Here is a 26,412-nt window from a genome sequence, read left to right as displayed (position 1 = left end):
GTCGGAGAGCCTCCGTGCGCCGTTGATGCGCCCAGTGGAGCGGGCATGCAATGGGGAAGAGGCACCAGCCTCGACGAGGAGGGACCATGGCCGACTCCCCCGGCACGCCCGGCACCACGCCCGACCCCGCACAGGAACGCCAGACCGAGCAGCCCGCCGAGATCAAGAACCTGATGCTGATCGGCGCGTGCGGCTGCGGTTCGGGGTGCGGCTGCGGGTGCCAGTCGGGCAACCCGTGCCAGTGCGGTTGACTGTTCTACGACGGTGAAGGGCCCCGGCGCAGATGCCGGGGCCCTTCGTCGTGCTCGCCGCCCGGTGGAGGCGCAGCATGGAAGGAGGACCGGAAGGAGGCGGGCCATGGCTCAGTTCATGGACGTACACCACGGGATGCAGGGCATCACGGCGAACCAGCTGATGGAGGCCCACAAGGCGGACCTCGCGATAGAGAAGGACGAGGGGGTCCACTTCGAGCGGGCCTGGGCGGACCCGGAGTCCGGCATCGTCTACTGCCTCTCCGAGGCCCCCTCGGCGGAGGCGGTCCAGCGCATCCACGAGCGCACCGGCCACAAGGCCGACGAGATCCACCCGGTGCCGCTGTCGGTGTGAGTCCCGCTTGCGCAGCTCACGGGCGGACTTGCGGGGCAGTAGGAAAACCGCACACGCCGAACGGGGGCCGTGAAAATGCCTCCCATCCGCGCCGTATGCGCAGGTGGGAGGCATGATCACAAAGGCTACTTCTTCTTGCCCTGGTTCTTGACCGCCTCGATCGCCGCTGCCGCCGCCTCGGGGTCGAGGTACGTGCCGCCCGGGTTCAGGGGCTTGAAGTCGGCGTCGAGTTCGTAGGACAGGGGGATGCCCGTCGGGATGTTCAGGCCCGCGATGTCGGCGTCCGAGATGCCGTCCAGGTGCTTGACCAGGGCGCGGAGGCTGTTGCCGTGGGCTGCCACCAGGACCGTGCGGCCGGCCAGGAGGTCGGGGACGATGCCGTCGTACCAGTAGGGGAGCATGCGGACGACTACGTCCTTCAGGCACTCCGTCTTCGGGCGCAGCTCCGGGGGGATGGACGCGTAGCGCGGGTCGTCCGACTGGGAGAACTCCGTGCCGTCCTCCAGCGGCGGGGGCGGGGTGTCGTAGGAGCGGCGCCACAGCATGAACTGTTCGTTGCCGAACTCTTCCAGCGTCTGGGCCTTGTCCTTGCCCTGGAGGGCGCCGTAGTGGCGCTCGTTCAGGCGCCAGCTGCGGTGGACGGGGATCCAGTGGCGGTCCGCCGCCTCAAGCGCCAGCTGCGCGGTGCGGATCGCCCGCTTCTGAAGGGACGTGTGGACCACGTCGGGGAGGAGGTCGGCGTCCTTCAGGAGCTCGCCGCCGCGGACTGCCTCCTTCTCGCCCTTCTCGTTGAGATTGACGTCCACCCAGCCGGTGAACAGGTTCTTCGCGTTCCACTCGCTCTCGCCGTGGCGGAGGAGGATCAGCTTGTACGGTGCGTCGGCCATGAGAGTGAGCGTAATCGAACCTTCTGATCCCTTGCGCCCCCGCCCAGAAGGCGGACGGTTGACGGGATCTGTTAATTGAGTGGCCCCCGACCGTCGGGACTTCGTAAGTTGTGTTCGCTGCCCGCGCCACTTACATACCCGGGGGATCCTCATGTCCGTCGCCGCCCTGAGACGTGCCGCCCGGGAGTCCGTCTCCGGGCTGCCCCGCGAGTTCTGGTGGCTGTGGACCAGCACCCTCGTCAACCGGCTCGGCGGCTTCGTCGCCACCTTCATGGCGCTGTATCTGACCCTGGACCGCGGCTACTCCGCCTCCTACGCCGGTCTCGTCGCCGCCCTCCACGGCCTCGGCGGTGTCATCTCCTCCCTCGGCGGCGGCGTGATGACCGACCGGCTCGGGCGGCGGCCCACGCTGCTGATCTCGCAGACCGCCACCGCCGTCTCGGTCGCCGCGCTCGGGTTCGTGCACCACCCCGTCGCCATCGCCGGCGTCGCCTTTCTCGTCGGTATGGCCTCCAACGCCTCCCGGCCCGCCGTGCAGGCGATGATGGCCGACATCGTCCGGCCCGAGGACCGCGTCCGTGCCTTCTCGCTCAACTACTGGGCCATCAACCTCGGTTTCGCCGTCTCCTCCATGGCCGCCGGGTTCATCGCCGAGTACAGCTACCTGGCCGGGTTCCTGATCGAGGCCGTCATGACCCTGGCCTGCGCGATCGTCATCTTCCTGAAGCTGCCCGAGTCCCGGCCCCGGCTCACGGAGACGGTGAAGGCCGAGGAGACCGCCGTAGGACTCGCGACCGTGCTGCGGGACGGGCGGTTCATGGGGCTCGTCGGGCTGTCCTTCCTGATCTCCCTCGTCTTCCAGCAGGGCGCCATCGGACTGCCCGTCGCGATGGGCGACGCCGGGTTCACCCCGGCCGACTACGGCATGGCCATCGCCGTCAACGGCGTCCTGATCGTCGTCCTGCAGATCCCGGTCACCCGGTTCATCGAGCACCGCGATCCCCGGCGGCTGCTGGTGATCTCCTCCCTCCTCGCCGGTTACGGCTTCGGGCTCACCGCCTTCGCCGGATCCGTCGGCCTGTTCGCCCTCACCGTCTGCGTCTGGACCCTCGCCGAGATCGTCAACGCCCCGACCCAGACCAGCCTGGTCGTCCGCCTCTCCCCCACCCACGGCCGGGGGCGCTACCAGGGCATGTACACCATGTCCTGGGCCGTCGCCTCCCTCGTCGCGCCGCTGATGTCCGGCGTCGTCATCGACCGGTACGGCGCGGAGTGGCTGTGGGGGCTGTGCGCGGTGATCGGGACGGTCGCGGGGCTCGGGTACGGCCTGCTCATGCGCCGCCTCCCGGCCGAGGAGCCCGTCGCCGAAGTCGCTCCGGCACTCCCCGAGACCGCCACCGCCTGACCCCTCAGGGATGCATCCGCGCCCCCTTCACCACCTTGTCCACGGCGTTCCGCGGCCCGTACACCGCGAGCCCCACCAGGTCCAGGTCCCCCGTGGACACGGCCCGTACGGCCGCCCGGTTGTCCCGGTCGTTGCCGGTGCCGAACAGGTCGGAGGTGAACACGGCCCGGGGCAGCGCGCGGGACAGCACGCGCGCGTGGGCCGCCTTCAGCGTCTCCTTGGAGCCCTCGAAGACCAGCACCGGCTGCCGGAACATCGGCAGATAGGCCACCGCGTCGGCGTCCTCGTACGGCTCCCCGATCACCTCCGGGACCTGCGTTCCCAGGCCGCTGACCAGAAACGCGGTGACGTTCAGGCGCTGCCAGGGCTCCAGGTCCTCGCGCAGCAGTACGGCGATCTTCGTGTCGAATCGGATGGGTTCAGTGCTCATGCGACGAGACTGCCGACCGCCCTACGGCACCGTCTTGTACGTTCTTTGCATGGCCGCCCGGCAGGAAGTCACCGCGTGGCGCCCCCGTGTCCCCGGCGTCACCGAGGTCTTCCACGCCCACTTCACCGAGTACGCCTACCCCATGCACGTCCACGAGGCCTGGACCCTGCTCATCGTCGACGACGGCGCCGTCCGCTACGACCTCGACCGGCACGAGCACGGCACCCCGCACGACACGGTCACCCTGCTGCCGCCGCACGTCCCGCACAACGGCTCCCCGGCCACCCCGGGCGGCTTCCGCAAGCGGGTCGTCTACCTCGACGGCTCTCGGCTCGGCGAGGATCTGATCGGTCCCGCCGTCGACGGGCCGGACCTGCGCGATCCCGTACTGCGGCTGCGCGTCGGGCAGTTGCACACCGCGCTCGCCCGGCCCGGCGACGAGCTGGAGGCGGAGAGCCGACTGACGCTCATCGACGAGCGCCTGCGGGCCCACCTGCGGCCCAGGCTGGTCACGGGAACGGCCCCGCACCGCGACCCCACCCCGGCCCGTCGGCTGCGCGAACTGCTCGACGAGCGGGTCGTCGAGGGTCTGTCGCTGGAGGAGGCCGCGGGGCTGGTGCAGGCCCATCCCGCCCATCTGGTACGGGCGTTCAGCACCGCGTACGGCATCGCACCGCACCAGTATCTGAACTCCCGCCGCGTCGACCGGGCGCGCCGACTGCTTCTCGACGGGCGGCCCATCGGTGATGTCGCGGTGGAGACCGGGTTCTTCGACCAGGCCCATCTCACCCGGCACTTCAGGAAGTTGGTGGGGGTGACCCCGGGGCGCTACGCCCGCGCGCGGGCGCGCTGATCGCCGTACTCTCCCTGCATGGACTGGCATACGTGGCACGACGCGTACGACATCCCCGACTCCTACCTCAGCCGACGTCTGGCCCTCGTCCAGGAACGCATCCGTCTCGCCCTCGACGACGCCCCGCCGGGCCCGCTCCGCGTCGTCAGCCTCTGCGCCGGTCAGGGGCGTGATCTGAGCGGGGTGCTCGCGGAGCATCCGCGCGGCGGCGACGTACGCGCCCGGCTCGTCGAGCTGGACGAGCGGAATGCGGCAGCCGCGCGGCGCCTGGCCGCGGCCGCCGGGCTGTCCGGGGTGGAAGTCGTCGTCGGGGACGCCGCGTTGACCGACCACTATGTCGCCATGGTCCCTGCCGACCTGGTTCTGCTCTGCGGCGTCCTCGGCAACCTCACGGACGCCGACACCGAACGCACCCTCGACCACTGCACCCGGCTGTGCCGGACGGGCGGCACGGTGGTGTGGACACGGACCCGGCACTACGACACGCGCGTGTGCGAGTGGCTGGAGGAGCGGGGGTTCGAGCGGGTGTGGGTGACCGGGACCGAGATCCCGTACGGCGTCGGGGCCCACCGGTTCACCGGCGAGCCCCTTCCCCTCGTTCCCGGGCAGCGCATGTTCACCTTCGTCGGCTACGACACCCTGCACCGCCCTGCGCCGGGCACGGCTCAGGTGACGTCGAGGTAGTCGCCCTTGGCCGTCGCCCCGCCCGTCGTGGACGTCTCACTGAACGTCCAGCGCCAGTAGCCGTCGGCGGAGGCCGTGACCGTGGTCTTCAGGTCGCCGGTGGAGTTCGCCTGCACGATCTTGACCGTTGAGTATGTGCTCGTACCCGCCTTGCGGAACTGGAGCTTGGCCGACTTGCCGCCGTAGCCGACGTACGCGTGCTTGACCCAGTCGGCGCGGGTGAGCCTGCCCGTCACGGTGAGCGTCTTGCCCTTGGCGATCGGCTCCGGGGAGGCGTTCACGGTGGCCTTCGCCACGCGCTTGACCTGGACGGTACCCAAGCCGGTCAGGTACTCCTCGGCGTCGGGCTGGCCGTCGGAGCCCCAGGTGCGGGCGGAGACGGCGATCTTCCAGGTGGTGGCGTCGTTGTTGGAGTCCAGCGTGTAGGGCGGGTCGATGTAGAGCTCGCCCTCGACGGACCCGTCCTCGTAGTAGGTCTCGCCGCCTGAGTAGATGCCGCCTTCCTGGGCTCCCTGCGCGGCCGTGACGCCGTGGTACAGGAAGGGGGATGCCTCGACCTCGTTGTACGCGTAGCCCGAGGGCCGCTTGACATGCAACGTGAAGTCGGGGGTCACCTCGGCGGCGGTGCCCACGATGACGGGCTTCCCGTTGTTGATGACCAGGTTGGACACCGTGATCCCGGTGTCCGACGCCTCCGCGGCCGGTGCGGTGAACGCCACGAGGGCGAGCGCTCCCGCGAGCGCGACCGCGGAGCCGGATCTGCCTGCGCGCATGCACAACCTCTTCGGATCGGTGGGGTTGGGTTTGGCCGCGACAGGCTAACAGCGGAGGTCAGTCCACCGGACGCTGTGTCAGGTGGGCGAAGGCGTCCAGGTTGCGTGTCGACTCGCCGCGGGCCGTCCGCCACTCGTACTCCTTGCGGATCGCCGAGGCGAAACCGAGCTCAAGGAGGGTGTTGAAGGCGCCGTCGGCGGCCTCCAGGGTCTGTCCGAGCAGGCGGTCGAGCTCGTCGGCGGTGACGGCCGACAGGGGGAGCTTGGCGGTGACGTAGACGTCGCCGAGCTGGTCGATGGCGTAACTCACGCCGTACAGCTTGAGATTGCGCTCCAGCAGCCAGCGATGGACGCCGGACTCGTTCTCGTCGGGGTGGCGGATGACGAAGGCGTTGAGCGACAGGGAGTGGCGGCCGACGAGGAGGGAGAGCGTCGTCGACAGTTTGCGGGTGCCGGGCAGCTTCACGACGTAGTTGCCAGGCGCGGGGCTCTCCCACTCCAGCTCGGCGTCCACGAGGAAACCCTCGACGACCTGCGCTGTCTTGTCTGCCTCAGCCATGGTGCGAGCGTACGCGACGGCGGTGGGCCTGGATCGCCGCCGTGTAGACGTCCGCCGTGGCGGCGGCCGCGGTGTCCCAGCCGAAGGACTGGGCGTGCCGGGCCGCGGCGGCGCCCATCCGGGCGGAAAGCTCCGGGTTCTCGGCGAAATCGCGCAGCACGCGCGCGTAGGCGGCGGGTTGGTGTCCTCGTACGAGGAAGCCGGTCTGCCCGTCGCGCACGGCCACCGGGAGTCCGCCGACCGCCGCCGCGAGCACCGGAGTCCCGGCCGCCTGTGCCTCTATGGCGACCAGCCCGAAGGACTCGCTGTAGGAGGGCATGACGAGGACCGAGGCGGCCCGGAACCAGTCCGCGAGCTGGTCCTGGCCGACGGGCGGACGGAACCGTACGACGTCGGCGATGCCGAGGCGGGCCGCCAGCTTCTGCAGGCCCTCGGGTTTGGCGAGGCCGCTGCCGCTCGGGCCACCGACGACCGGGACGATCATGCGGGAGCGCAGCTCGGGGCGATCGTCGAGCAGGACGGCGACCGCGCGCAGCAGCACGTCCGGGGCCTTCAGGGGCTGGATGCGGCCCGCGAAGAGCGGGATCAGGGCGTCCTGGGGCAGGCCGAGGCGGGCGCGGGCGGCTGCGCGGCCGTCGGCCGGCGAGAAGCGGTCGAGGTTGACGCCGGGGTGGACCACGGCGACCTTGTCGGGGGCCGCGTGGTAGTGGCGGACGAGTTCGTCGGACTCCTCCGCAGTGTTCGCGATCAGGCGGTCCGCGGCGGCCACGATCTGGGTCTCGCCGATGACCCGGGCGGCGGGTTCGGGGCTGTCGCCCTCCGCGAGGTTGGCGTTCTTGACCTTGGCCATCGTGTGCATGGCGTGCACCAGGGGGGTGCCCCAGCGCTGGGCGGCGAGCCAGCCGACGTGGCCGGAGAGCCAGTAGTGCGAGTGGACGAGGTCGTAGTGGCCGGGGCGGTGGCCGGCCCAGGCCTGCATCACGCCGTGGGTGAAGGCGCAGAGCTGGGCGGGGAGCTCCTCCTTGGCGAGGCCCTCGTAGGGGCCCGCGTCGACGTGCCTGACGGTGACGCCGGGGGCCATCTCCACGGTCGGCGGGAGGGCGGCGGTGGTCGCGCGCGTGAAGATCTCGACCTCGATGTTGATCGCGGCGAGGCGCTGCGCGAGCTCCACGATGTAGACGTTCATGCCGCCGGCGTCGCCGGTGCCGGGCTGGTGGAGCGGTGAGGTGTGCACGGAGAGCATCGCGACGCGGCGGGGGCGGCGGTGCAGACGCAGCCGCGGGGGTGCCGCCACAGAACGACGCCCGAGCCTGCTGACGTAGTGGCTCACGTGGCGGTCCTCCTCGCTGCGGGCATGCCTGAGGGAGGACGTGCGGGCCCTCCACGGGAGTGCAACGCCGGAGGGCCCGGCTCCATTTCCCGCCGGGAGTTCTTTGTCGAATCATTACCATAAGTCGCTCAACCGTTCGATGGTGGGGTGCGTGGACGGTGCCGCCGCATACCCTCTTAGGCATGACCCGCGCCGCATCTCTCCCCCAGTCTCGGCTTCGCTCGAACGGGGGGACCCCCATCGTGGGAACGGTGACGCGCGGGACCACCAACCCCAACCGCCTGCGCCGCATGGACCGCTGGATCGCGGCGACGCACGGGGCCGAGCTACGGCGGGCCGGGGAGCCCGTAGCGGTCGATCTCGGGTACGGCGCCGCCCCCTGGACGGCCGTGGAACTGCTCGGGCGGCTGCGTACCGTCGCGCCACGCGCGCGTGTCGTGGGCGTCGAGATCGAACCGGCCCGGGTCGCGGCCGCCCGGCCGTACGAGCGCGCGGGGCTCGTCTTCCGGCACGGCGGGTTCGAGATCCCGATCCCCCAGCGGCCGATGCTGATCCGGGCCGCCAACGTGCTGCGGCAGTACGAGGAGGGCGAGGTGGCCGCCGTATGGGAGCGGCTGCGCGCGCGGCTCGCTCCGGCCGGCGATGGCTCCCGTGGTGGGCTGCTGGTCGAGGGGACCTGCGATGAGATCGGGCGGCGGCATGTGTGGGTCGCGCTCGGCCCTGAGGGGGCGCGCACGGTGACCTTCGCGACGCGGCTCGGGTCTCTGGAGCGGCCCTCGGATCTCGCCGAGCGGCTGCCGAAGGCGCTCATCCACCGGAACGTCCCCGGTGAGCCGGTCCATGCCTTCCTGCGGGACTTCGACCGCGCCTGGGCCGCCGCCGCGCCCTATGCCTCCTACGGCGCCCGGCAGCGCTGGATACGGGCGGTGCGGGAGCTGACGGCCCACTGGCCGGTGCTGGACGGGCCGGTGCGCTGGCGGCAGGGCGAAGTCACGGTGGCGTGGGGGGCGTTGGCACCGGTCCGCTGAGCGCCCGTCACCTCGCCCCCGAGGCACTGACCTGCGGGGAACGATCTCCGCGAGTCGTTCGTCACATGGGCGGGGAGATCGTCATGAGGGGGCGGAAAGGGGGAAAGCAGCAGGATGCACAACCTCTGTCGTTTTACGCGGCGACATGGCACGATCCCCCAGACGACCGTAAGTTACTGACGGTAAATCAGGTTGGGGGAAGAGGTATGGGTACGGGCAGGCGCAGCCTCATCACCGCTGCCGTCACCGTGGTCTGCGCGGTGACCGTGCTGGCGGCACCGGGCACCGCGTTCGCGAGTCCGACCCCGTCACCATCCCCGAGCGCGACCTCATCCCCGAGCGCGACCTCGACTCCGGTGACCAACAAGGACCTTGAGGCCGTACGCAAGAAGCTGGACCGGCTCTATCACGACGCGGCCGTGGCCACCGACGCGTACAACTCCGCCGAGGAGAAGGCCGAGAAGCAGTCCGCCGAGATCGTGGCCCTGGCGAAGAAGATCGTCAAGGGCAAGAAGAAGCTGGACGACCTCAAGGAGCGGGCCGGCGCCGCGGCCGCCGCGCAGTACCGCAGCGGCGGACTGCCGGACGAGGCCAAGCTGATGCTCAGCGACGACCCGCAGGAATTTCTCGACGGCGCGGGCCGGGTGATCCAGGGCGAGCGCGCGACCAAGGGGCTGCTCGGCGAACTGACCCGCACCCAGCAGGACTTGGAGCAGTACGCGAAGGACGCCTCCGCCCAGTGGGAGAAGCTGGAGGCGAACCGCAAGGCCAAGGCCAAGGCGAAGGCGAAGGTCAAGAAGCAGATCGCGGCCGCCGAGAAGCTGGAGTCGGAGCTGGAGGCGGAGGAGAAGGAGCGCCTCGCCGAACTGGAGCGGCAGGCCGCTCGCAAGGCACAAACCGCCTGGCTGGACTCCGGGATACTCGACGAGATCGACGGCAAGGCGACCGCGCAGGGCAAGACGGCCGTGGCCTATGTCACCGCACAGTTGGGCAAGCCGTACGAATGGGGCGCCGAGGGGCCCGACACCTTCGACTGCTCGGGGCTGACGTCCCAGGCCTGGGCGGCGGCCGGGCAGCCGATTCCGCGCACCTCGCAGGAGCAGTGGAAGCAGCTCAAGCGCATCGACATCAAGGACATGCGCCCCGGCGACCTCATCATCTACAACGACGACGCCAGCCATGTCGCCATGTACGTCGGCGACGGCGCGATCGTGCACGCCCCGCGCCCGGGGCGCACGGTGACCCTCGCGGGCGCCGGTTCCATGCCGATCCTGGCGGTCGTACGACCGGACGTATGAGACCGGAGTCACGCTCACGGCCCCGGGGTGACCGGGGCCACGTGACGCACTGCACGCGCGCGGCCGTTCCAAACCCCGGGCGGACGTGACGTTCGTCATCCCCCTGGGCCTCCCGCCCTGCCCAACTGCGGTACAGAACGCGGCATATGACAGAGGCCAGCCGCCGAACGGCGTGGCCTGCGCCATTCCTTTGCGGTGCCGACTACCGCTATGGTCCCCGTCGGTGGGTCGAGGTCCCTCGTCCCCGCCGTGCCCTCGGGGGGAGGGAAGGAACCCAAGACGATGCCCGTACCCGTACCGCGGCAGAGAGCGATCCCGGCCGTGGAAGGTGGTCAGGCGCAGACGGCCGCACCCACAGTGGGCGGCCCCTCGGCCGAAGAGGCCCCGCGCGAGGACGACACGGTCGAGCACACCGAGAAGAAGAACACGCACCACACCAGTGCCACCGGCACCGCCCATACCCAGCTGACACTGCTGCTCATCGAGGACGATCCGGGCGGCTCCACCGTCCTGCCCGAACTGCTCGACTGGGCGGGCAAGCCGATCCGGGTGCGCACCGCCCGCAACCTCACCGAGGCCGAGCGGCTGCTCACCGACGACGTCCACTGCATCCTGCTGGACCTGGCGCTGCCCGCGCCGGGCCGCGGCGGCGACAGCGACGAGCTCGCCGTGCTCAAGCACGTGCTGGAGCTCGCGCCCCGGCACGCCGTGCTCGCCCTCACCGCGTCCGGCGATGCCGAGCGCGGCGCGGAGGCGGTGCGGGTGGGCGCCCAGGACTATCTCCTCCGGGACGAGCTGGACGGCCGGCTGCTGAGCCGCGCGATCCGTTACGCGGTGGAGAGGAAACGTTCCGACTCCGCCGAGCGCCGGCTGGCCGAGGGCCGGGTGCGGGCGCAGGAGAACCGCCGCCTTGAGCGAGGCCTGCTGCCCACGCCGCTGCTGGAGGGCTCGTCACTGCGGTTCGCCGCGCGCTACCGCCCGGGGCGGTCGCGGGCACTGCTCGGCGGTGACTTCTACGATGTGGTCCGTACGTCCGACGGCACGGTGCACGCCATGATCGGTGACGTCTGTGGTCACGGTCCCGACGAGGCCGCGCTCGGTGTCGAGCTGCGGATCGCCTGGCGGGCGCTGACGCTGGCCGGGCTGTGCGGGGACGAGCTACTGGGCACGCTTCAGCAGGTGCTGGAGCACGAGCGGGCGGACGACGAGATCTTCGCGACGCTGTGCACGGTGGACATCGCACCGGACGGTCGCCGGGCGGGCCTGTGTCTCGCCGGGCATCCGTCGCCGCTGCTCGCCCGGCCGGGTCGTCAGGCGAAGTTGCTGCCGTACGACAACAACGGGCCGGCTCTCGGTCTGCTGCCCGGGGCCCGGTGGCCGCGGATGCAGGTGGAGCTGGGACCGGAGTGGAGCCTGATGCTCTACACCGACGGGCTGATCGAGGGGCGGATCGGCGAGGGCAAGGAGCGTCTCGGCCAGGACGGGATGGTGTCCATGGTCCGGCGGCAGCTCGCCGAGGGGCTGCGGGGAGAGGCGCTGCTCGGGGCAGCCGTCAACGAGGTCCGGAACCTCAATGGCGGGGAGCTGACCGATGACGTGGCTGTGCTGCTGCTGGATCGGGTGGGATGAGCGGTTGATCGCCGCGGGGGCGAGTGTCGTATGCCGACTGCGGGCCCGTCGTGGCTGGTCGCGCAGTTCCCCGCGCCCCTAACGGGGCGCTGCAGTTACCGTCCGCCGTTCCAAGGGCCGTAGGGGCCATCGCTGCTTGAGCCGCCTCGGCCACGGCCTCGGCCGCCGGAGACCTGGCGGAGGGCCGGGCGTACGTCGACGAAGAAGACGATCGAGGCGATCAGGCCCGCGATCTGGAGGAAGAGCATCGGCACCAGGAAGTTCACGGCGACAGCGACGCCGAGGATGATCAGCCAGAAACCCTTGTTCTGCTTGTCGGCGGCGCGGTACGCGTCCTCGCGGAACAGGGCTGCCATGACGAACGCCACCACCGCGAACGCCAGCATCGCCAGGTACAGCAGCCCCATGAAGTTGTTGAAGCCCTGCATCAGCACTACGTCCACCACCCGACTCGGCTCGTCCCTACGCGGTCACCGTACCCGCAACGGCAGGCCCGCTACCCGGACAACGGGCCGAGCACCACGTAAGTGCCCGACCCGTCCCCTTATCGCCCCGCGCGCTTACTTCGCGGGCGGAGTCGTCTTCTTGGCGGTCGTCTTGCGCGGCGCCGTCTTCTTCGCGGTGGTGGGCTTCTTCGGCGCGGCCGTCGCGGCGGGCTTGGCCTCGGCCGGCTTGTCCGCCTCCTTGACCTCGACGGGCTCGGCCTTCGGCTCGACGGCGACGGCGAGCTCCTCGATCTCCTCGGCCGCCTCGCCGCGCCAGGTCTTCACGGTCTGCTCGCCGTGCTCGGCGACCTTCTCGTAGGTCTCACGGGCCTTCACGGCGTACTCGGCGGCCACGCCGACGCCGCGCAGCGCGAAGTCCTGGGCGCTCTCACCGAGCTTCTTCAGGTCGGCGTCGAGGGTGGTGCCGAGCTTCTTCAGGTCACCGTCGAGGGTGCTGATGAACTCGCTGACCTTGGCCTGGAGGTTCTCCTGCGTCTCCTTGACGCGGGCCTGCGCCTCCTTGGCGCGCGCGGCGGCCTTCTCCTGGACGGCCTTCGGGTCGGAGTTGCGTACGGCCTCGATCCGGGCCGGGGCCTCGGCGCGCAGCTGCTCCACCAGGCCGGGGACCTTCTTGGCCTGCTGGAAGGCCAGGTCGGCGGTGCCGGCGGCGAAGTAGAGCGGGGTCGGGTCGCTGAGGGTCTTGCGGAGGTCGTCGGTGATGGCCATTTTGATGGTCCTCCCGGGTCGCTTGCAGGTGAGGGTTTTGTGGGTGTGGTCCCGTGGGCGCGTGCGACGGCGGCCGGTTGCCCGGCTCAGCCGGCCGACTGCCGCGGCTCCTGCGGATCCTCGGTGTCCTGTATGTCTGCTATGTCTTTTACGTCGGCATCCTTGCCGTCGTTCGTGCGCGTGCTGTCTCCGAGTCCCACGGGCCCGGCGTCCTCGCCGGGGTCAGCGCCCGTCATGGCGGTGGTCTCGGCCGCCGTGATCCCGAAGCCGTTCTCCTTGCAGAAGGACTCGTAGATCTGGAGCAGCGCCTGCTTCTGCTGCTCGGTCAGCGTGGGATCGGCGAGGATGACGGCACGCGTCTCCACCTCGTCCCGGTCCCGCTCGGCGTCCAGGATTCCGGCCCGCACATACAGCGTCTCGGCGGAGATCCGCAGTGCCTTGGCGACCTGCTGGAGGACCTCCGCGCTGGGCTTGCGCAGCCCGCGCTCGATCTGACTCAGATACGGGTTGGACACCCCGGCGGCCTCGGCGAGCTGCCGCAGCGAGAGCTGGGCGTTCCGCCGCTGCTCGCGCAGATACTCACCGAGATTGCCGACATTGAGCGTTGCCATGCCTCCACCTTGCACCACCCGCGCTAACTATTGCAAGCACCTGCTTGCAATAGTGCGCCGTGTCATGTCCCAGCTTCCCGGCGGTGTTCAGCGCAGCGTGAGCCGGGTCTCCGAGTCGATGTGCGTGAGCTTCTCGGGGTTGCGGACGTAGTAGAGGCCGCTGATGCGGTCGTCGTCGAGGCGGATCGCCATGATGCCGTCGGTCTCGCCGTTCACGACGAGAGCGAGGGCCGGGTGGCCGTTCACCACGGTGGGCTCGTAGGCGATCGTGACCTGGGCCTTTCCGATGCCGCCGATCATGTAGCGGCTCACCCGGTCGGCGCCGAGGATCGGGCGTACCGCGGCCTGCTTGATGCCGCCGCCGTCGGTCATGAGGACGACGTCGGGGGCGAGGACGTCGAGCAGGCCCTGGAGGTCGCCGGTCTCAAGGGTGCGCCGGAAGGAGTCGAGCGCCGCCCGGATCCGGCTCGCGGAGACCGCCTCGCGGGGGCGGCGGGACTCGACGTGCTGCCGGGCGCGGTGGGCGATCTGGCGTACGGCGGCGGGGGTCTTGTCGACGGCGGCGGCGATCTCGTCGTAGCCGACGTCGAAGACCTCGCGCAGGACGAAGACGGCGCGTTCCGTCGGCGAGAGCGTCTCCAGGACGAGCATGAGCGCCATCGAGACACTCTCGGCGAGTTCGACGTCCTCGGCCACGTCCGGCGAGGTGAGCAGGGGTTCGGGCAGCCACGGACCTACGTACGACTCCTTGCGGCGCTTCATGCTGCGCAGGCGGTTGAGCGACTGCCGGGTGGTCATCCGGACCAGGTAGGCCCGGGGGTCACGCACCTGCTCCAGGTCGAGCTCGACCCACCGCAGCCAGGTCTCCTGGAGGACGTCCTCGGCGTCGGCCGCCGAGCCGAGCATCTCGTAGGCGACGGTGAACAGGAGGTTGCGGTGGGCGACGAAGACCTCGGTCGCCGGGTCGGTGGCGTGATCACTCATGGTCGGTCTCTCCCCTGTGCGGGCGCGGGTCAGGCCACGGGTTCGACGGTGGCGTCGGTGCGCTCGGTGTCCAGGAGCTGCCGGCGCCTGGGGCCTCCCGAGACCTTGTGCAGGCGGTACGAGCCGGGCTTGTTCGCCTCGCCGGACAGGTGCCGGACGATGCCCTTGCACACGAACTCCTTGAGCTTTGCGCCGGGGCGGCCGCCGATGTGGAAGCCCACGGCCACGTCGTACCGGTGGGCGAACTGGAAGATGCCGGCCTGCCGGCCGAGGCTGATGCACTGCCCGGCGAAGGTCTGGTTGAGGGTCGAGGGCTCCTCCCCCGCGATCCGGCTGAGCACGGTGTCCGCGGCGCGGGCGCCGAGCGGCATCGCGGCCTGGCAGCTCATCCGCAGCGGCAGGTCCGACGGGGCGGCGGAGTCGCCGGCCGCGACGATGCGCATGTCGTCGACGCTGGTCAGCGTCTCGTCGGTGAGCAGCCGGCCCATGGCGTCGGTGCTCAGCCCGCTGCGCGCGGCGAGATCCGGTACACCGAACCCGGCGGTCCAGATGGTCACGGCACTCGGCACCTCACGGCCGTCGTCCAGCCGTACGGCGTCCCGCGTCACGGCGGTCGCCCTGCTGCCGGGGCCGTCGAGGACGGTCACCCCGAGCTCGGCCATCCGCCGGTCGACGGAACGCCGCCCACGCGCGTGCAGATACGGCCCGAGCTCCCCACCGCACACGAGGGTGACGGCCCGTCCCTCCTCCGCCAGCTCCGCGGCGACCTCGATACCGAGCGGCCCGGCGCCGACGACGGTGACCGGAGCGGAGGCGGGGGTGTCGTACAGGACGCCCCGCAGCCGCTCGGCCTCCTCGAAGGTGGCGATGGGACGGGCGAACTCGGCGGCACCGGGAACGCCGGAAACGGCACTGCCGCTGCCGACCGCGTAGACGAGGTAGTCGTACGAGACGGTCCCCCCGGAAGCCAGGTCGAGCCGGCGCCGGCCGGCGTCGATCCGCACGACGGAGTCGACGACCAGCCGAACCCCCTCGGCCAGCACCTCCGGATACTCGACGACGGCATCGTCGGACCCAGCCACCAACTGATGCAACCGAACCCGCTCGACAAAGCTCGCCCGCGGATTGACCACGGTCACCGTCACGTCCCCACGCTGCGTGATCCGATTGGCCGCCATCACCCCGGCGTACCCGCCTCCCACGACAACGACCTCGATGTTCTCAGCCACGACGCCTCCTCCGACTCCAGGGATTCGGCCTTCAGACACCGGGCACGGGACGGATGTGACAGCACGTGATCCAGATCACTCCACCTCGGCTTCCGACCTCCGCGCTCTGTTCGCCTCGCGCATCACCGCCCAGGCGTCCGCCACCGGGCCCACATGTGTCAGCTTCTCGGGGTTGATCACCGAGCGGATCGTCTGGACGTGGCCGTCGGCGATGTCGATCGCCATGATGTTGATGACCTTGCCGTCGCGGTCGCGGAAGATCACGCCGGGCTGACCGTTCACCTCGTGCGGCTCGGCCACCACACCGATCAGGCCGAAGGGCTCGGCCAGCGCGACCAGCAGACGCGACACGTTCTCGGCGCCCACGATGGCCCGCGCCCACTGCGGAGCCTTGCCGCCGCCGTCGCCGACCATCTGGACGTCCCCGGCGAGCAGTGCCCGCAGCCCGTCCACGTCGCCCTCCCGGAACGCGTCGAAGAACCGCCCCGCCAGCTCGTCCCGCTCCTTGCGGTCCGCCTCGAACCGCGGTCGCCCCGCCTCCATGTGCCGCCGCGCCCGTACCGCCAGCTGGCGGCACGCCGATTCGGAGCGGTCCACCGCCGAGGCGATCTCCGGGAAGCCGAACCCGAACACGTCCCGCAGCACGAACACCGCCCGCTCCAGCGGGGTGAGCCGCTCCAGCAGGACCAGCGCCGCCATCGACAAGGAGTCCGCCAGCTCCGCCGAGCGCTCCGGATCCTCGTACGGGTCGTTCAGCAGGGGCTCGGGGAACCAGGGGCCGACGTACTCCTCCCGGCGCACCCGCGCCGACCGCAGGACGTCGATGGAGATCCGGGTGACCACGGCCGACAGATACGCCTTCGTGGACGCCGGCCGCGTCTCGACCGCCTCCCAGCGCAGCCAGGCCTCCTGCACCGCGTCCTCCGCCTCACTGACGCTGCCGAGAATCCGGTAGGCGATGGCGAACAGCAGCGGCCGCAGCTCCTCGAACTCTTCCGTACGGCTCACGCGAGCTCCTCCCTGAACCCCTCCCGCCAGGAGGGATACCGCGGCGTCCAGCCCAGCTCCCGCTTCGCCTTGGCGTTGGAGAAGCCGCGCCCCTGAGTCATCATCACCACGGCGACCTCCCCCGCCAGCAGCCGCGCCGGCCAGACCGGCACCCGCATCGGCGGCTTCGCGCCCGCGCACGCGGCCAGGTGCGGCAGCCACTGAGCCGCCGGGGCGGGTTCGTCGTCGACGATGTCGTACACACCCGTCGCCCGCTGCTCCACGGCCAGCACGGTGGCGCTCGCCGCGTCGTCGAGGTGGATCCAGGAGCAGTGTCCGGTGCCCCGCCCGACCAGCGGGAACTGCCGTTTCCGGACCAGCGCCACCTGGTCGTCGGTGGCGCCGGCGCCGTAGAACGCGCCGTACCGCAGGGCCGCGCCGCCCGCCTTCACGACCGCCTCCTCGACGTGCCGGATCGCCGCCATGCCCGGCTCGGCCGGGGTGCCGGTCATCGGGTCGACCGGGTCCTCCTCGGTCTTGATCCAGCCGCCCTCCCGGATGCCGTTCCAGGCGCCGTAGCTCTGCGCGACGACATGCGGCACGCCGGTCGCCTCGGCGGCGGCCAGCAAGTGGTCCGTGCCCTCGGTGCGCAGCCGGTTGGTGGTGGCGAACCAGCGGTCCATGTGCCTGATGTCGGGCTTCCCGGCGATCGCGGTCATCTGGTGGACGATCACATCCGGCCCGGCGGCGCCCACCGCCTCACCGACCGACATCGCGTCGAGCCCGTCCATCACGACGGCCCGGGCGCCAAGCCCCTCCAGCAGTCCCAGCTTGGCCGCGCTCGTCGTGGTCGCCGTCACCTCGTGCCCACGGGCCACGAGCCGCGGCACCAGCCGCCGCCCCAGCATCCCGGTCCCGCCTGCCACGAACACGCGCATGACGCTCACCTACCCCTGTTCCGTAAGCCACCTCTCATCCCTGAGACGAAACAGCCCCACCCGCTGTGACACCCACTTTTTTGTGCGTACTTGGCACCACCCCCCGCACCCGCGAAGCTGAATCCAGGTGATCAGGAAGCCGCCAGCCGCTCCAGCCGGCGGTGACCCCAGTCGGAGAGGGGGCCGAGGAGTTCGGAGAGTTCACGGCCGAAGTCGGTCAGGGAGTAGACCGTCTTCAGCGGGAGTACGTCATGCACCTCCCGGTGCACCAGACCGTCCTCCTCCATCTCGCGCAACGCCTGCGTCAGCACCTTCTCGCTGAGCCCCGGCAGTCTGCGCCGCAGTTCGCCGGGCCGGTGCGGGCCCGATTCCAGCATCCACAGCACGCTGGTCTTCCACTTGCCGTCGATCACCGCGATGGCGGCGGTCACTCCGCAGACGTTCGGATCCTGAGCACGACTGCGCGTCATCATCGCCCCTTTTATTCATGAATGTTCACGAACGTTTACGTATGGGAGAAGCATGTCCACGTACGACGACCAGTCTGCCGTCACGATCCTCGGCCTCGGCCCGATGGGCCGCGCGCTGGCCGGCGCCTTCCTGGACGCGGGCGTACGGACCACGGTCTGGAACCGCACGCCGGGCCGGGACCGTGACCTCGTCGCCCGCGGAGCGATCGGCGCCTCCACGGCCGCCGAAGCGGTCGCCGCCAGCCCCCTGACCGTCGTCTGCGTCGTGAACTACGACGCCTCCGACGCGATCCTCCGCCAGGACGACGTCACCGCCGCCCTCAAGTCCCGTACGGTCGTCAACCTCACCGCCGACACCCCGGACCGCGCCCGGGACACGGCCGCCTGGGCCGCCGAACACGGCATCTCCTATCTGGACGGCGCGATCATGACCCCGACGCCGAGCATCGGAACACCGGAGGCGGTCTTCATCCTCAGCGGCCCGAAGGATCTCCACGACCGCCACCGGCCCGTCCTCTCCGTTCTCGGCGGTACCCACACCCACCTCGGCGAGGACATCGGCAGGGCCGCCGCCTACGACATCGCCCTGCTCGACATCTTCTGGACGGCGATGGCCGGTTACGCACACGCCCTCGCCGTGGCCCGCGCCGAGGGTGTCACCGCCCGTGAGCTGGCCCCCTTCGCGCAGGGCATCGGCGCGATCCTGCCGCCGCTGTTCGCGGAGTTCGCCGGGGACGCCGACGACGGCAGCTACTCCGGGGAGCTGAACCCGATCGCCTCGGCCGCCTCCTCGATGGCGCACATCGTCCACGCGTCCGAGTCCCACGGCATCGACGCGAGCCTGATGCGCGTCGTCGAGGGCCTCGCCCGCCGGGTCATCGCCGAGGGGCACGGCACCGACGGCTTCGTCCGCGTCACCGACCTCCTGACCCGCCACGCCCACTGATCCACGGCTCCAGCACGAGGAAGTCCGTGTCGGTCAGCCCGGTCCGGTGATCAACGCGGTGGAGCAGCGCGGGCGTGGGGCAGTGCTCGGCGACCCACGCCCGGTCGGCCTCTCCGATCTCGTCATCGACCCAGACGAAGGGGCTCCCGTCCGCCCACTCCATCAGCGGCTGCGTCTTCCAGTGCAGGCCCGGCGGGTGGCTCTCGTCGTCCGGCCGGTCCACCAGCGGCAGCGGGGGCAGCCCGAGCCAGGGCGAGACACAGGTGTTCGCGTCCTCCATCCAGGTCGTCGCCCACACCAGCACACAGCCCAGGCCCGCGAGACGCGGCCCGAGCGCCGGGTCGACGCGGGTGAGGAGGGGGTGCGCGAGGGAGGTCCCCGGAAGCGGGGGGCCGTACTCCGGATACGGCCCCGGGCCCCCGAAGGGGAGCAACGTCCCGTCGACATCCAGGAAGAGAAGCATCACCCCCAGGATCCCTCAGAACGGCAGCCCCCTCGCATGCACCACCTCAAGTCGGGACACCGCCCGTGTCAGCGCCACATACAGGCGGTGCAGGCCCCGTTCCTCCGACTCCGCGATCGTTCTCGGCTCCACGACGACCACGTGGTCGTACTCCAGGCCCTTGACCGCACTTGCCGCGATGACCGTGACGCGCGGGGTCAGCACCCCGGCCTCCGTGAGGACCTCACGGAGGCCGGTCACGTCGGAATCGGCGGCGATGACCCCGATGGCGCCCTCCCATACCTGGGCATCGCGTACCGCCGCCACGACCGCCTCGGGCACTTCGCCGGGCCGCGTCTCGCGCAGGGTCAACTCGCCGTCCCTGCGCAGGGAACGGGCCGCCGGTACATCCACGTCGAGGCGTGACAGGAGCCGGTTCGCCAGGTCCGCGACCGGCGCCGGCATACGGAACCCGGTGGTCAGCGGCACCAGCTCCGCGTCCGGCTTGCCCAGATGCCCGAGCAGCTCGCCCCAGGTCCGGGCCGCCCAGGGCGTGGTCCCCTGCGCCAGATCGCCCAGCACCGTGAGCGAGCCGAACGGCGCCCGGCGGGCGATCGCCCGGCACTCCATGGCGGACAGGTCCTGTGCCTCGTCGACGACGACATGGCCATAACCCTGCGGGTGTTCGACGAGCCCGGCGAGTTCGTCGAGGAGGACCAGGTCGGCGGGCGACCAGCGGGCCGACTTGAACGAGCGCGGCGGCTTCGCCCACAGCACCGCCTTCTGCTCCTCGGCGTCGAGAAGACCGTCGGCCGCCGACGCCAACACCTCCGGTTCCGTGAGGAGTTCGGCGAGCACCTCCTCCGGCCGCACCCGGGGCCACACCGCGTCGACGTACGGCCCGGCGCCCCGCGTCCCCGACATCCGGCGCGCCCAGGCGTTCGGGCGCGGACCCGCCCGCCGCTCGGCCTGCTGTCGCAGGGCCGCCACGATCCGCGTCCGCACCCGCTCCCGGCCGACGTCGTACGGCAGTTCCTCGGCCCGCACCTCCCTGACGATCCGCGTCAGTTCGTCCTCGCCGACCCGCCACCGGTACGAGCCGTCCGGCACGACCAGCGCGCCCGCGCCCTCCTCGGCGACCCGTGCGTAAAGCGCCCGGCGCAGAACCTGAGCCATCCGGGCGTCGTGCTTGAGCGCGGCCGTACGCTCCTCGTCGGTGCCGGTGACCGGATGCCGGGCGATCTCCTCCAGGAGGGTCGACTGCCGTACGCCCGTCTCGCCGAGCGCCGGGAGCACCTCGGAGATATAGGCGAGAAAGGTGCGGTTGGGGCCGAGGATCAGCAGGCCGGAGCGCTGGATGCGCTGGGGGTGGGTGTAGAGGAGGTAGGCCGCCCGGTGCAGGCCCACCGCGGTCTTTCCGGTGCCCGGGGCGCCCTGCACACAGACCGAGACGGCGAGGTCGGCGCGGACCAGGTCGTCCTGCTCGGGCTGGATGGTCGCGGCGATGTCCCGCATGGGCCCGACCCGGGGCCGCTCGATCTCCCGCGTGACGATCTCGCTGACCCGCGACTCCCCCTGATCAAGGTGCTCGTCCTCAAGACCGGTGAGGTCGGCCGAGTCTCCCCGGCTCCCCGGCGCCCACCCGAACCGCCGCCGCACGGCCACGCCCTGCGGATCACGCGCACCGGCCTGATAGAAGGCGCGGGACACGGGCGCGCGCCAGTCCACGACGAGGGGCGGCGCGGCCGGATGCTCGGTGATCCGCAACCGGCCGACGTGATAGCTCTGCCCGGCGTGCGAGCCGGCGCTGAAGTCCAACCGCCCGAAGAACAACGGCCCTTCGGGCAGTTCACGCATCGCCTTGGCCTGGCTGCGCAGCTGATATCCGAGCACTTCGGCATCGGCCCCGGAGGCGGAGACGTCCTCGCCCACGACGACCTGCTCGTCGGCCCCGGCGACCATCGCGTCGAGGGCGGCACGGCAGCGGTCGTGGTGGGCGCGTTCGGCACGCAGGAGGTCACGGAGGGCATGGTCGGCGGACGTCATTCCACCGAGCGTACGCGAAAAACGTAACCGAGTTACATTTTTTACTTCGACTCAGCCAGCTGAGGCAGCCCCGCCGCCAATCGCCCGAAGGCCCGCTCGGCCGCCGCCACCGCATCCCCCCGTACGTCCTCCACCCGCTCCCCGCCCGAGATCCGCCGCCAGTTCTCCAGCGCGAGGATCCGCTGCACGGCGATGATCTGCGCCGCCGCAAGCCGCGCGTCCAGATCCCCGCCCAGCGCCTCGGCGAGCGCGGCCTCGGACCGCTCCTGATGGGTGTACGCGCGCGCGACCAGCGAGGGAGTCCCGTACAGCAGCGAGTGGAAGGCGAGCACCTGCGGATGGTCATTGAGCCCGGTGACGGGATCGCACCGCTCAAGACCGTCGAGAAAGTGCCGCCGCAGCGCGTCGACCGGCGACCCCTCCGCCTCCGCGACCACCCGCGCCGCCTCGTCCTCGTGATCGGAGATCCGGTACAGGACGAGATCCTCCTTCGCCGGGAAGTACCGAAAGAGCGTCGGCTTCGAGATCTCCGCCGCCGCGGCGACCTCCGCGACGGACACCGCGTCGAAGCCCTTCTCCAGGAACAGCCGGATAGCCACCTCCGACACGGCCTCGTACATCCGCCGCTTCTTGCGCTCCCGCAGGCCGATCTCGCTCATGGGTCGAGCCTACGCAGGCGGGGGCGGCGTCAGGCGAGGGCGCGGGCCAGATACGGGTTGGCGGCGGGCCGGCTCGGCAGGCCCAGCGAGCCGACGGCGGCGGCGAGGGTCATGGCGTACGAGTCCACCGCGCGCCGGACGTTGGGGGCGTCCAGGCTCGCCCCGGTCACCAGGCGGTCGAGGTCGATGTAGGCCGAGCGCACGATCTCGATCCACCGGTAGACCCGCCAGTCCCGCTGCCAGTCGGCGGTGTGCTCCGGGTCGAGCCGCTCCGCCCAGCGCTGGAACATGCGGTCGCGGATCTCCGGTCTGGTCGGGGTGAGATGCATGTGCCGGACCAGGTCGTAGAGCGGATCGCCGACGACCGCCATCTCCCAGTCGATGAGGGTCAGCGCGAGCTCGTCGGAGCGGCGCACCAGGTTCCACGGGTTGAGGTCGCCGTGCAGCAGCGCGGGCCGGCGCTCGCTGACCTGGTGGCGGGCCAGGATCTGGCTCAGGCGCGAGGCGTCGGGCAGACCGAGCAGCCGGGCGAGCTGCTGGGACCGCTGCGGCAGGTCGGCCACCAGAAGGACGAGCTGTTCGCTGAGCCAGGAGTAGAAGCGGCCCTCGCCCGCGGCCGGGTCGACCTCCCGGTAGTTCACCCGCGTCAGCGCCCCGAGCTGGTCGACGAGCCGGTCCGCCTCGTGCGGCAGCAGCCCGTGCACGGGGTGGCCGGGCGGCCGTTCGACGTCACGCGGGCCCTCGTAGGTGTGGATGGCGAAAGGTTCCCCCTGATAACTCGTGCCCAGGGCGAGGAACTTCGGTGCAGCGACCTCCACCCGCGAGCGTTCGATGGCCCGCAGCACGGCATGCTCGCTCAGAAAGCCGCGCTCACGTCGGCAGGCGTTCGCCACCTTGCGCCGCACGACCACCGGGAAGTCCACCCCCGGCACCCGAACCACCGAGTTCAGATGCCCGGTGCCCTTGAAGACCCGCCCGGCGGGCGCCGCGCCCTCCGCGTACAGCGCCTCGCGCACGGCCGAGCTCGGGAACCGCGGGTGCTCCGGCACCCCCTGCGCCGGGTCCCAGTCCCTGATCCGGGCGTGCAGTCCGAGCCCACCGGTCCTGGCCTCCCGCCAGCGGAAGAGGATCCGCCCGATCTCCGGCTCGCTCGGGATGGTCCTGAGCCCGAGCGGCCGGGCCGCCGTCTCCAGCGCCCCGCGCACCCGCGCCGTCGCCGCCTCCAGGCTCTGCTCGTCGGTCAGGTCCCGCAGAGCGGTCGCGGCGCGCATGACGTCCGGGTAGACGGACTGCGCCCGCTCGAAGTCGAGGTAGTGGTCGAGATCCTTGCGCAGGCCGTTGACGGCGGCGGGCCGCACCCGCCGCATCGCCTCGGCCCATGCCTCGATGACCTCCTCCCGCTGATGGGAGGGGTAGCGCATGCGCACCAGATGGATGGCGAGATCGTGCAGCGGATCGCCGTACGAGGCCAGCTCCCAGTCGACGCAGAACAGCGGCGGCTCGGCGGCGAACGGCAGGATCAGGTTCTCGCGGTGCAGATCGGTGTGGAGCAGGCCGTAGGGCCGTCTGGCCATCGCGGGGACCCGGTCGGCGAACCGGAGCATGGCGTCCTCGGGGATGCCGAGGGCGGCGAACAGACCGCCGAACTCATGCCAGTTGGGCTGCCGGATCAGCCGGTCCGCGAGATGCGCCAGGTTTCGCAGGAAGCCCTGGCTGTCCTTGTCGTTGCGCGGCCAGGAGGCGGGCAGACGGGGCAGGGCCTCCCGGCGCACCTGCGCCATCCGGGCGAACAGCTCCGCCAGCGCCTTCACGAGCAGGGTGTCGAGGGGTTTGCCGTCGGCGCACACCTTCGACAGCGCGGTGCCCTCCACATAGCTGTGGATCGCGAAGTCCGGCCCTTTGGCGAGGCATTGCGGGACATGTGGCAGCACCCGCCCCACGGCCCCGAGGATCTCCGTCTCGTCCTGCCAGGTCCTGATCACCACGGGCAGCGCACCGGGCCGCGGCATCCGCACCGTCACCTGGGTACCGGGCTCGCGGCCGAGCCTGCGGGCCATGTCCTCGGTCAGCGGCAGGACGTGGTTGTGGTTGTGATGGCCGCTGCTGGAGCGGCCCCGCCGGGCGGCCTGCGCCACGAAGGCCCGGACGGCGGCGGACGCTGCGCGTTCCCCGGGGAAGGGACCGGGAAGAGGTGGTGCCACCACGGGCCGCTCCGGAATTTCACGCAGGACACGGAAGGTATGGCAAACGGTAAGTGCGGGTTGTACCAGACACGACCGGAGAGGGGCTTGAGTAGCCACATCGGGTGGTTTGCGGCTGTTCACGCGCACCGGCCGGGCGGGCCGTGAAGACTGGCTTGTTCGCCGGCCTTCTACAGCTCCATTACGAGCAGAACAGAGCGTTCGCTCAGCGGTGCGGCGAAGCCTAGCGCACCCCGGGCCGGCCCCGGTCCTTCACCGCCTTCAACACCGGCTCCAGCGAGGCGACGATCACCCTCGCCCCTGCCTCGCGCAGCAGGCCGGCCTTGCGTGCGTTACGCGCGTAGCCCAGGAAAGGGACCCCGGCGGCACGTGCGGCGAGATAGTCCGTGGAGGTGTCGCCGATCATCAGCGCCGCCTCGGGGGCCGCGCCCATCGCGTTGAGGGCGCGGTTGAGGCAGTGCGGATCGGGCTTGAGAAGGTTCAACTGCTGGGTGCGGCCGTAGATGTGCGGGATGAAGCACGAGGTGAGGCCCCGGCTCGCGAGGTAGGCGCGCACGACGTGCGGGGAGTTGTTGGTCGCGATGGCCAGCCGGGAGCCGACCGCGGTCCAGGTGCGGATCAGCGGGTCGGCGTGCGCCGTCGGCATCGCGGAGGAGGCGGCCTTCAGCTCCTCCTTGGTCAAACGTTCCTCCAGTTCGGTGACCAGGTCACTGCCCGGATGCCGGCGGTCCACGGCATGCAGGACCACCTGCGGGTCGAGGGTCTTGCGCTCGCCCTCCGTGAGCAGCGCGCGCAGGCCGCGGACCTCCAGCCACTCCACCAGGTCCGTCGCCACCTTCTCCGCCTTGTGCCGGGCGAACAGACGGCAGATCGGCCCGTCGAAGTCCCAGAGCACCACACGGGCGTTCCTGATCAGGTCCTGGAGTGCGGCGGGGTCGTGCTCGGTCCGGTCGGTCACCGCTTCAGTCTGCGTCTCAGAGGTCACTAGGAGAGTGTCAGGTCAGTGGAGATGGTTTCCCAGAGGGCATCGAACCACTTCTGGGATTCCTCCACGAAGGCTCCATCGCGCTCCGTGGCCTGCTTGGCGAAGGAGAACAGCAGGGACTGGGCGCCGACCGCGTCGTACATCTCCAGGGTCTTGCTCTCGTACTCCTCCGCCCGCTCGGTGACCACGTAGTACCCGATCAGCGCCTCCTCGCCGTTGAGGAGGTACAGCTTCACCGGGGGCGTGAAGGGCAGTGCGCGGAAGGTGACGTGCACGTCGATGCCATGGGTGGCGCGGACGGCCTGGAGGTTGTGGCGCAGGACCTGGGCCTGGGCGTTGCGGATGCCCAGCCAGCGCCGGTGCAGGGAGTCGTCGTCGGCGTCGCCCTCGATCAGGACGGGGAAAGCCAGCGTGATGTCGCGGGAGGGCAGCAGGATGCGGACGTCGATCGACTCCGGGCGCAGGGTGCCCTCGTGGATCCGGCGCAGCGGGTCGCCGAGGGCCAGCATCAGGGTCTCGGCGGAGTGAGAGACGACGTCCACGCTCACATGCCGGGCGGCGAACGCCTCGACCAGCTGAGGGGCCAGTCCGACCATCGTCGGCTGGGGCTCGCCCCTGGTCGGGGCCGGGGCTGCGATGCGCGGTGGGCTGCCCTTGCTGACGTTGCTGAGCAGGCCGTCCTCCTGGAGAGCGCGCAGGGCCTGGCGGACGGCGCCGCGCTCCACCCCGAACTCCTCGGCGAGTTCGGCCTGGGTGGGCAGGCGGTCGCCCGTCCTGAGCTCGCCGGCGCGGATCCGTTCCCGCAGGATGTCGGCGATCTCCTGGGGGGAGAGCCTTCTGCTGCCGTTCACTGCCACGTTCTCCTGGGTCACGACCAAACGCTACAACTCCACTCCATCTACGGGGAGTTGTTCGGGACTTGTTTATGAGTAGTAACCAAGTGGGGACAACATAAGCATAGTTGGCACCAACTTGGCTGAGTTGGCGGAAGCTTTACCTCAAGTTGGGACACCAGAAGGGGGAAAACATCGTGCCAGTCATCGCCCTCCTCGCCGCGATCGTGGTCGTCGGCATCGAACAGACTATCGAAGTCAAGTACGGCACCACCGGCATCGTCGGACTGCTCCTGCTCACCATAGGCATCAAGGCCAAGAGCCCGGCCGTCAGCTCCGCCGGAGCCGTGGTGCTCGCCCTGCTGGTCTCGGGGCCCGCCCTATGACC

The 26,412-nt window shown here is 70.8% G+C and carries 29 protein-coding genes; 10 read left to right on the top strand and 19 right to left on the bottom strand.

Annotation, left to right across the window (positions count from 1 at the left end; all coding sequences use genetic code 11):
- Window positions 1-86: 86 nt before the first annotated feature.
- Window positions 87-251, top strand: coding sequence for a hypothetical protein (locus H4N64_RS21225; protein ID WP_186283981.1), 165 nt, complete (start codon window positions 87-89; stop codon window positions 249-251).
- A gap of 106 nt (window positions 252-357) precedes the next feature.
- Window positions 358-606: an SCO4226 family nickel-binding protein gene (locus H4N64_RS21220; protein WP_186283980.1), complete on the top strand. Its 249-nt coding sequence runs from the start codon at window positions 358-360 to the stop codon at window positions 604-606.
- A gap of 125 nt (window positions 607-731) precedes the next feature.
- Here the strand turns inward: H4N64_RS21220 and H4N64_RS21215 are convergent, their stop codons facing one another.
- The gene (locus H4N64_RS21215) at window positions 732-1,493 is read right to left on the bottom strand and encodes a phosphoglyceromutase (RefSeq protein WP_186283979.1); all 762 of its coding nucleotides are present in this window, start codon (window positions 1,491-1,493) and stop codon (window positions 732-734) included.
- 151 nt (window positions 1,494-1,644) lie between these two features.
- Between H4N64_RS21215 and H4N64_RS21210 the strand changes: the two genes are divergently transcribed.
- Window positions 1,645-2,898, top strand: coding sequence for an MDR family MFS transporter (locus H4N64_RS21210; RefSeq protein ID WP_186283978.1), 1,254 nt, complete (start codon window positions 1,645-1,647; stop codon window positions 2,896-2,898).
- A 4-nt stretch (window positions 2,899-2,902) separates the two neighbouring features.
- On the opposite strand, the gene H4N64_RS21205 is transcribed toward H4N64_RS21210, so the two are convergent.
- Window positions 2,903-3,328: a DUF2000 domain-containing protein gene (locus H4N64_RS21205; protein ID WP_186283977.1), complete on the bottom strand. Its 426-nt coding sequence runs from the start codon at window positions 3,326-3,328 to the stop codon at window positions 2,903-2,905.
- A gap of 49 nt (window positions 3,329-3,377) precedes the next feature.
- On the opposite strand from H4N64_RS21205, the gene H4N64_RS21200 reads away from it, so the two are divergent.
- Both H4N64_RS21200 and H4N64_RS21195 read left to right on the top strand, forming a co-directional pair.
- Entirely contained in the window at window positions 3,378-4,181 is an 804-nt protein-coding gene (locus H4N64_RS21200) for a helix-turn-helix transcriptional regulator (RefSeq protein WP_186283976.1), read from the top strand.
- An 18-nt stretch (window positions 4,182-4,199) separates the two neighbouring features.
- The gene (locus H4N64_RS21195) at window positions 4,200-4,865 is read left to right on the top strand and encodes a methyltransferase domain-containing protein (RefSeq protein WP_186283975.1); all 666 of its coding nucleotides are present in this window, start codon (window positions 4,200-4,202) and stop codon (window positions 4,863-4,865) included.
- Here the strand turns inward: H4N64_RS21195 and H4N64_RS21190 are convergent.
- Genes H4N64_RS21190 through mshA form a run of 3 tightly spaced genes read right to left on the bottom strand, consistent with a single transcriptional unit; the run spans window position 4,847 to window position 7,527 of the window.
- Window positions 4,847-5,638 carry a hypothetical protein gene (locus H4N64_RS21190; protein ID WP_186283974.1) on the bottom strand — a complete coding sequence of 264 codons (792 nt, stop codon included), beginning with the start codon at window positions 5,636-5,638 and terminating at the stop codon, window positions 4,847-4,849. The two genes, H4N64_RS21195 and H4N64_RS21190, sit on opposite strands and share 19 nt — an antisense overlap.
- A gap of 58 nt (window positions 5,639-5,696) precedes the next feature.
- Window positions 5,697-6,197, bottom strand: a complete 501-nt coding sequence (locus tag H4N64_RS21185) for a type III secretion system chaperone family protein (RefSeq protein ID WP_186283973.1) — start codon at window positions 6,195-6,197, stop codon at window positions 5,697-5,699.
- Window positions 6,190-7,527, bottom strand: a complete 1,338-nt coding sequence (gene mshA / locus H4N64_RS21180) for a D-inositol-3-phosphate glycosyltransferase (RefSeq protein ID WP_186283972.1) — start codon at window positions 7,525-7,527, stop codon at window positions 6,190-6,192. Before mshA ends, H4N64_RS21185 begins: the two co-directional genes overlap by 8 nt.
- 290 nt (window positions 7,528-7,817) lie before the next feature.
- On the opposite strand from mshA, the gene H4N64_RS21175 reads away from it, so the two are divergent.
- From H4N64_RS21175 to H4N64_RS21165, 3 genes are all read left to right on the top strand, one after another.
- Window positions 7,818-8,555, top strand: a complete 738-nt coding sequence (locus H4N64_RS21175; protein ID WP_260859844.1) for a class I SAM-dependent methyltransferase — start codon at window positions 7,818-7,820, stop codon at window positions 8,553-8,555.
- Window positions 8,556-8,761: 206 nt separating this feature from the next.
- The gene (locus H4N64_RS21170; RefSeq protein WP_186283970.1) at window positions 8,762-9,853 is read left to right on the top strand and encodes a C40 family peptidase; all 1,092 of its coding nucleotides are present in this window, start codon (window positions 8,762-8,764) and stop codon (window positions 9,851-9,853) included.
- Window positions 9,854-10,135: 282 nt separating this feature from the next.
- The gene (locus tag H4N64_RS21165; RefSeq protein WP_186283969.1) at window positions 10,136-11,482 is read left to right on the top strand and encodes a PP2C family protein-serine/threonine phosphatase; all 1,347 of its coding nucleotides are present in this window, start codon (window positions 10,136-10,138) and stop codon (window positions 11,480-11,482) included.
- A gap of 95 nt (window positions 11,483-11,577) precedes the next feature.
- Here the strand turns inward: H4N64_RS21165 and H4N64_RS21160 are convergent, their stop codons facing one another.
- The 8 genes from H4N64_RS21160 to H4N64_RS21125 form a co-directional block, all read right to left on the bottom strand.
- Complete coding sequence (locus H4N64_RS21160; RefSeq protein WP_222109241.1) at window positions 11,578-11,910, bottom strand: DUF2516 family protein; 333 nt, start codon at window positions 11,908-11,910, stop codon at window positions 11,578-11,580.
- Window positions 11,911-12,042: 132 nt separating this feature from the next.
- Window positions 12,043-12,693, bottom strand: a complete 651-nt coding sequence (locus H4N64_RS21155; RefSeq protein ID WP_186283968.1) for a hypothetical protein — start codon at window positions 12,691-12,693, stop codon at window positions 12,043-12,045.
- 86 nt (window positions 12,694-12,779) lie between these two features.
- Window positions 12,780-13,304, bottom strand: coding sequence for a helix-turn-helix domain-containing protein (locus H4N64_RS21150; RefSeq protein WP_186283967.1), 525 nt, complete (start codon window positions 13,302-13,304; stop codon window positions 12,780-12,782).
- Between the two features lie 87 nt (window positions 13,305-13,391).
- Window positions 13,392-14,288, bottom strand: coding sequence for an RNA polymerase sigma-70 factor (locus H4N64_RS21145; protein ID WP_186283966.1), 897 nt, complete (start codon window positions 14,286-14,288; stop codon window positions 13,392-13,394).
- A gap of 29 nt (window positions 14,289-14,317) precedes the next feature.
- A complete protein-coding gene (locus tag H4N64_RS21140; RefSeq protein WP_186283965.1) occupies window positions 14,318-15,517 on the bottom strand; it encodes an FAD-dependent oxidoreductase in 1,200 nt (399 codons plus the stop codon).
- 75 nt (window positions 15,518-15,592) lie between these two features.
- Window positions 15,593-16,525: an RNA polymerase sigma-70 factor gene (locus tag H4N64_RS21135; protein WP_186283964.1), complete on the bottom strand. Its 933-nt coding sequence runs from the start codon at window positions 16,523-16,525 to the stop codon at window positions 15,593-15,595.
- The gene (locus H4N64_RS21130; RefSeq protein ID WP_186283963.1) at window positions 16,522-17,442 is read right to left on the bottom strand and encodes an NAD-dependent epimerase/dehydratase family protein; all 921 of its coding nucleotides are present in this window, start codon (window positions 17,440-17,442) and stop codon (window positions 16,522-16,524) included. Before H4N64_RS21130 ends, H4N64_RS21135 begins: the two co-directional genes overlap by 4 nt.
- Before the next feature lie 131 nt (window positions 17,443-17,573).
- Entirely contained in the window at window positions 17,574-17,912 is a 339-nt protein-coding gene (locus H4N64_RS21125) for a winged helix-turn-helix transcriptional regulator (RefSeq protein ID WP_186283962.1), read from the bottom strand.
- A gap of 52 nt (window positions 17,913-17,964) precedes the next feature.
- On the opposite strand from H4N64_RS21125, the gene H4N64_RS21120 reads away from it, so the two are divergent.
- A complete protein-coding gene (locus tag H4N64_RS21120) occupies window positions 17,965-18,858 on the top strand; it encodes an NAD(P)-dependent oxidoreductase (protein WP_186283961.1) in 894 nt (297 codons plus the stop codon).
- On the opposite strand, the gene H4N64_RS21115 is transcribed toward H4N64_RS21120, so the two are convergent.
- The 6 genes from H4N64_RS21115 to H4N64_RS21090 form a co-directional block, all read right to left on the bottom strand.
- Window positions 18,827-19,321, bottom strand: coding sequence for an HAD domain-containing protein (locus H4N64_RS21115; protein ID WP_186283960.1), 495 nt, complete (start codon window positions 19,319-19,321; stop codon window positions 18,827-18,829). The two genes, H4N64_RS21120 and H4N64_RS21115, sit on opposite strands and share 32 nt — an antisense overlap.
- Before the next feature lie 15 nt (window positions 19,322-19,336).
- Window positions 19,337-21,346 (bottom strand): HelD family protein, encoded by a 2,010-nt coding sequence (locus H4N64_RS21110; protein ID WP_186283959.1) that lies wholly within the window; start codon window positions 21,344-21,346, stop codon window positions 19,337-19,339.
- Window positions 21,347-21,387: 41 nt separating this feature from the next.
- Complete coding sequence (locus H4N64_RS21105) at window positions 21,388-22,005, bottom strand: TetR family transcriptional regulator (RefSeq protein ID WP_186283958.1); 618 nt, start codon at window positions 22,003-22,005, stop codon at window positions 21,388-21,390.
- A 29-nt stretch (window positions 22,006-22,034) separates the two neighbouring features.
- Window positions 22,035-24,209: a phosphotransferase gene (locus H4N64_RS21100; RefSeq protein WP_186283957.1), complete on the bottom strand. Its 2,175-nt coding sequence runs from the start codon at window positions 24,207-24,209 to the stop codon at window positions 22,035-22,037.
- A gap of 220 nt (window positions 24,210-24,429) precedes the next feature.
- Window positions 24,430-25,164: an HAD family hydrolase gene (locus H4N64_RS21095; RefSeq protein WP_336246745.1), complete on the bottom strand. Its 735-nt coding sequence runs from the start codon at window positions 25,162-25,164 to the stop codon at window positions 24,430-24,432.
- 26 nt (window positions 25,165-25,190) lie between these two features.
- Complete coding sequence (locus H4N64_RS21090; RefSeq protein ID WP_186283955.1) at window positions 25,191-26,069, bottom strand: GntR family transcriptional regulator; 879 nt, start codon at window positions 26,067-26,069, stop codon at window positions 25,191-25,193.
- Between the two features lie 152 nt (window positions 26,070-26,221).
- Between H4N64_RS21090 and H4N64_RS21085 the strand changes: the two genes are divergently transcribed.
- Window positions 26,222-26,410 (top strand): hypothetical protein, encoded by a 189-nt coding sequence (locus H4N64_RS21085; protein WP_186283954.1) that lies wholly within the window; start codon window positions 26,222-26,224, stop codon window positions 26,408-26,410.
- Window positions 26,411-26,412 lie beyond the last annotated feature (2 nt).

Origin of the sequence: Streptomyces cupreus (assembly GCF_014257025.1) — a bacterium.
Classification (GTDB): domain Bacteria; phylum Actinomycetota; class Actinomycetes; order Streptomycetales; family Streptomycetaceae; genus Streptomyces; species Streptomyces cupreus.
The sequence above is the reverse complement of the archived record's forward strand: the minus strand, read 5'-3'. Positions and strand labels throughout refer to the sequence as shown.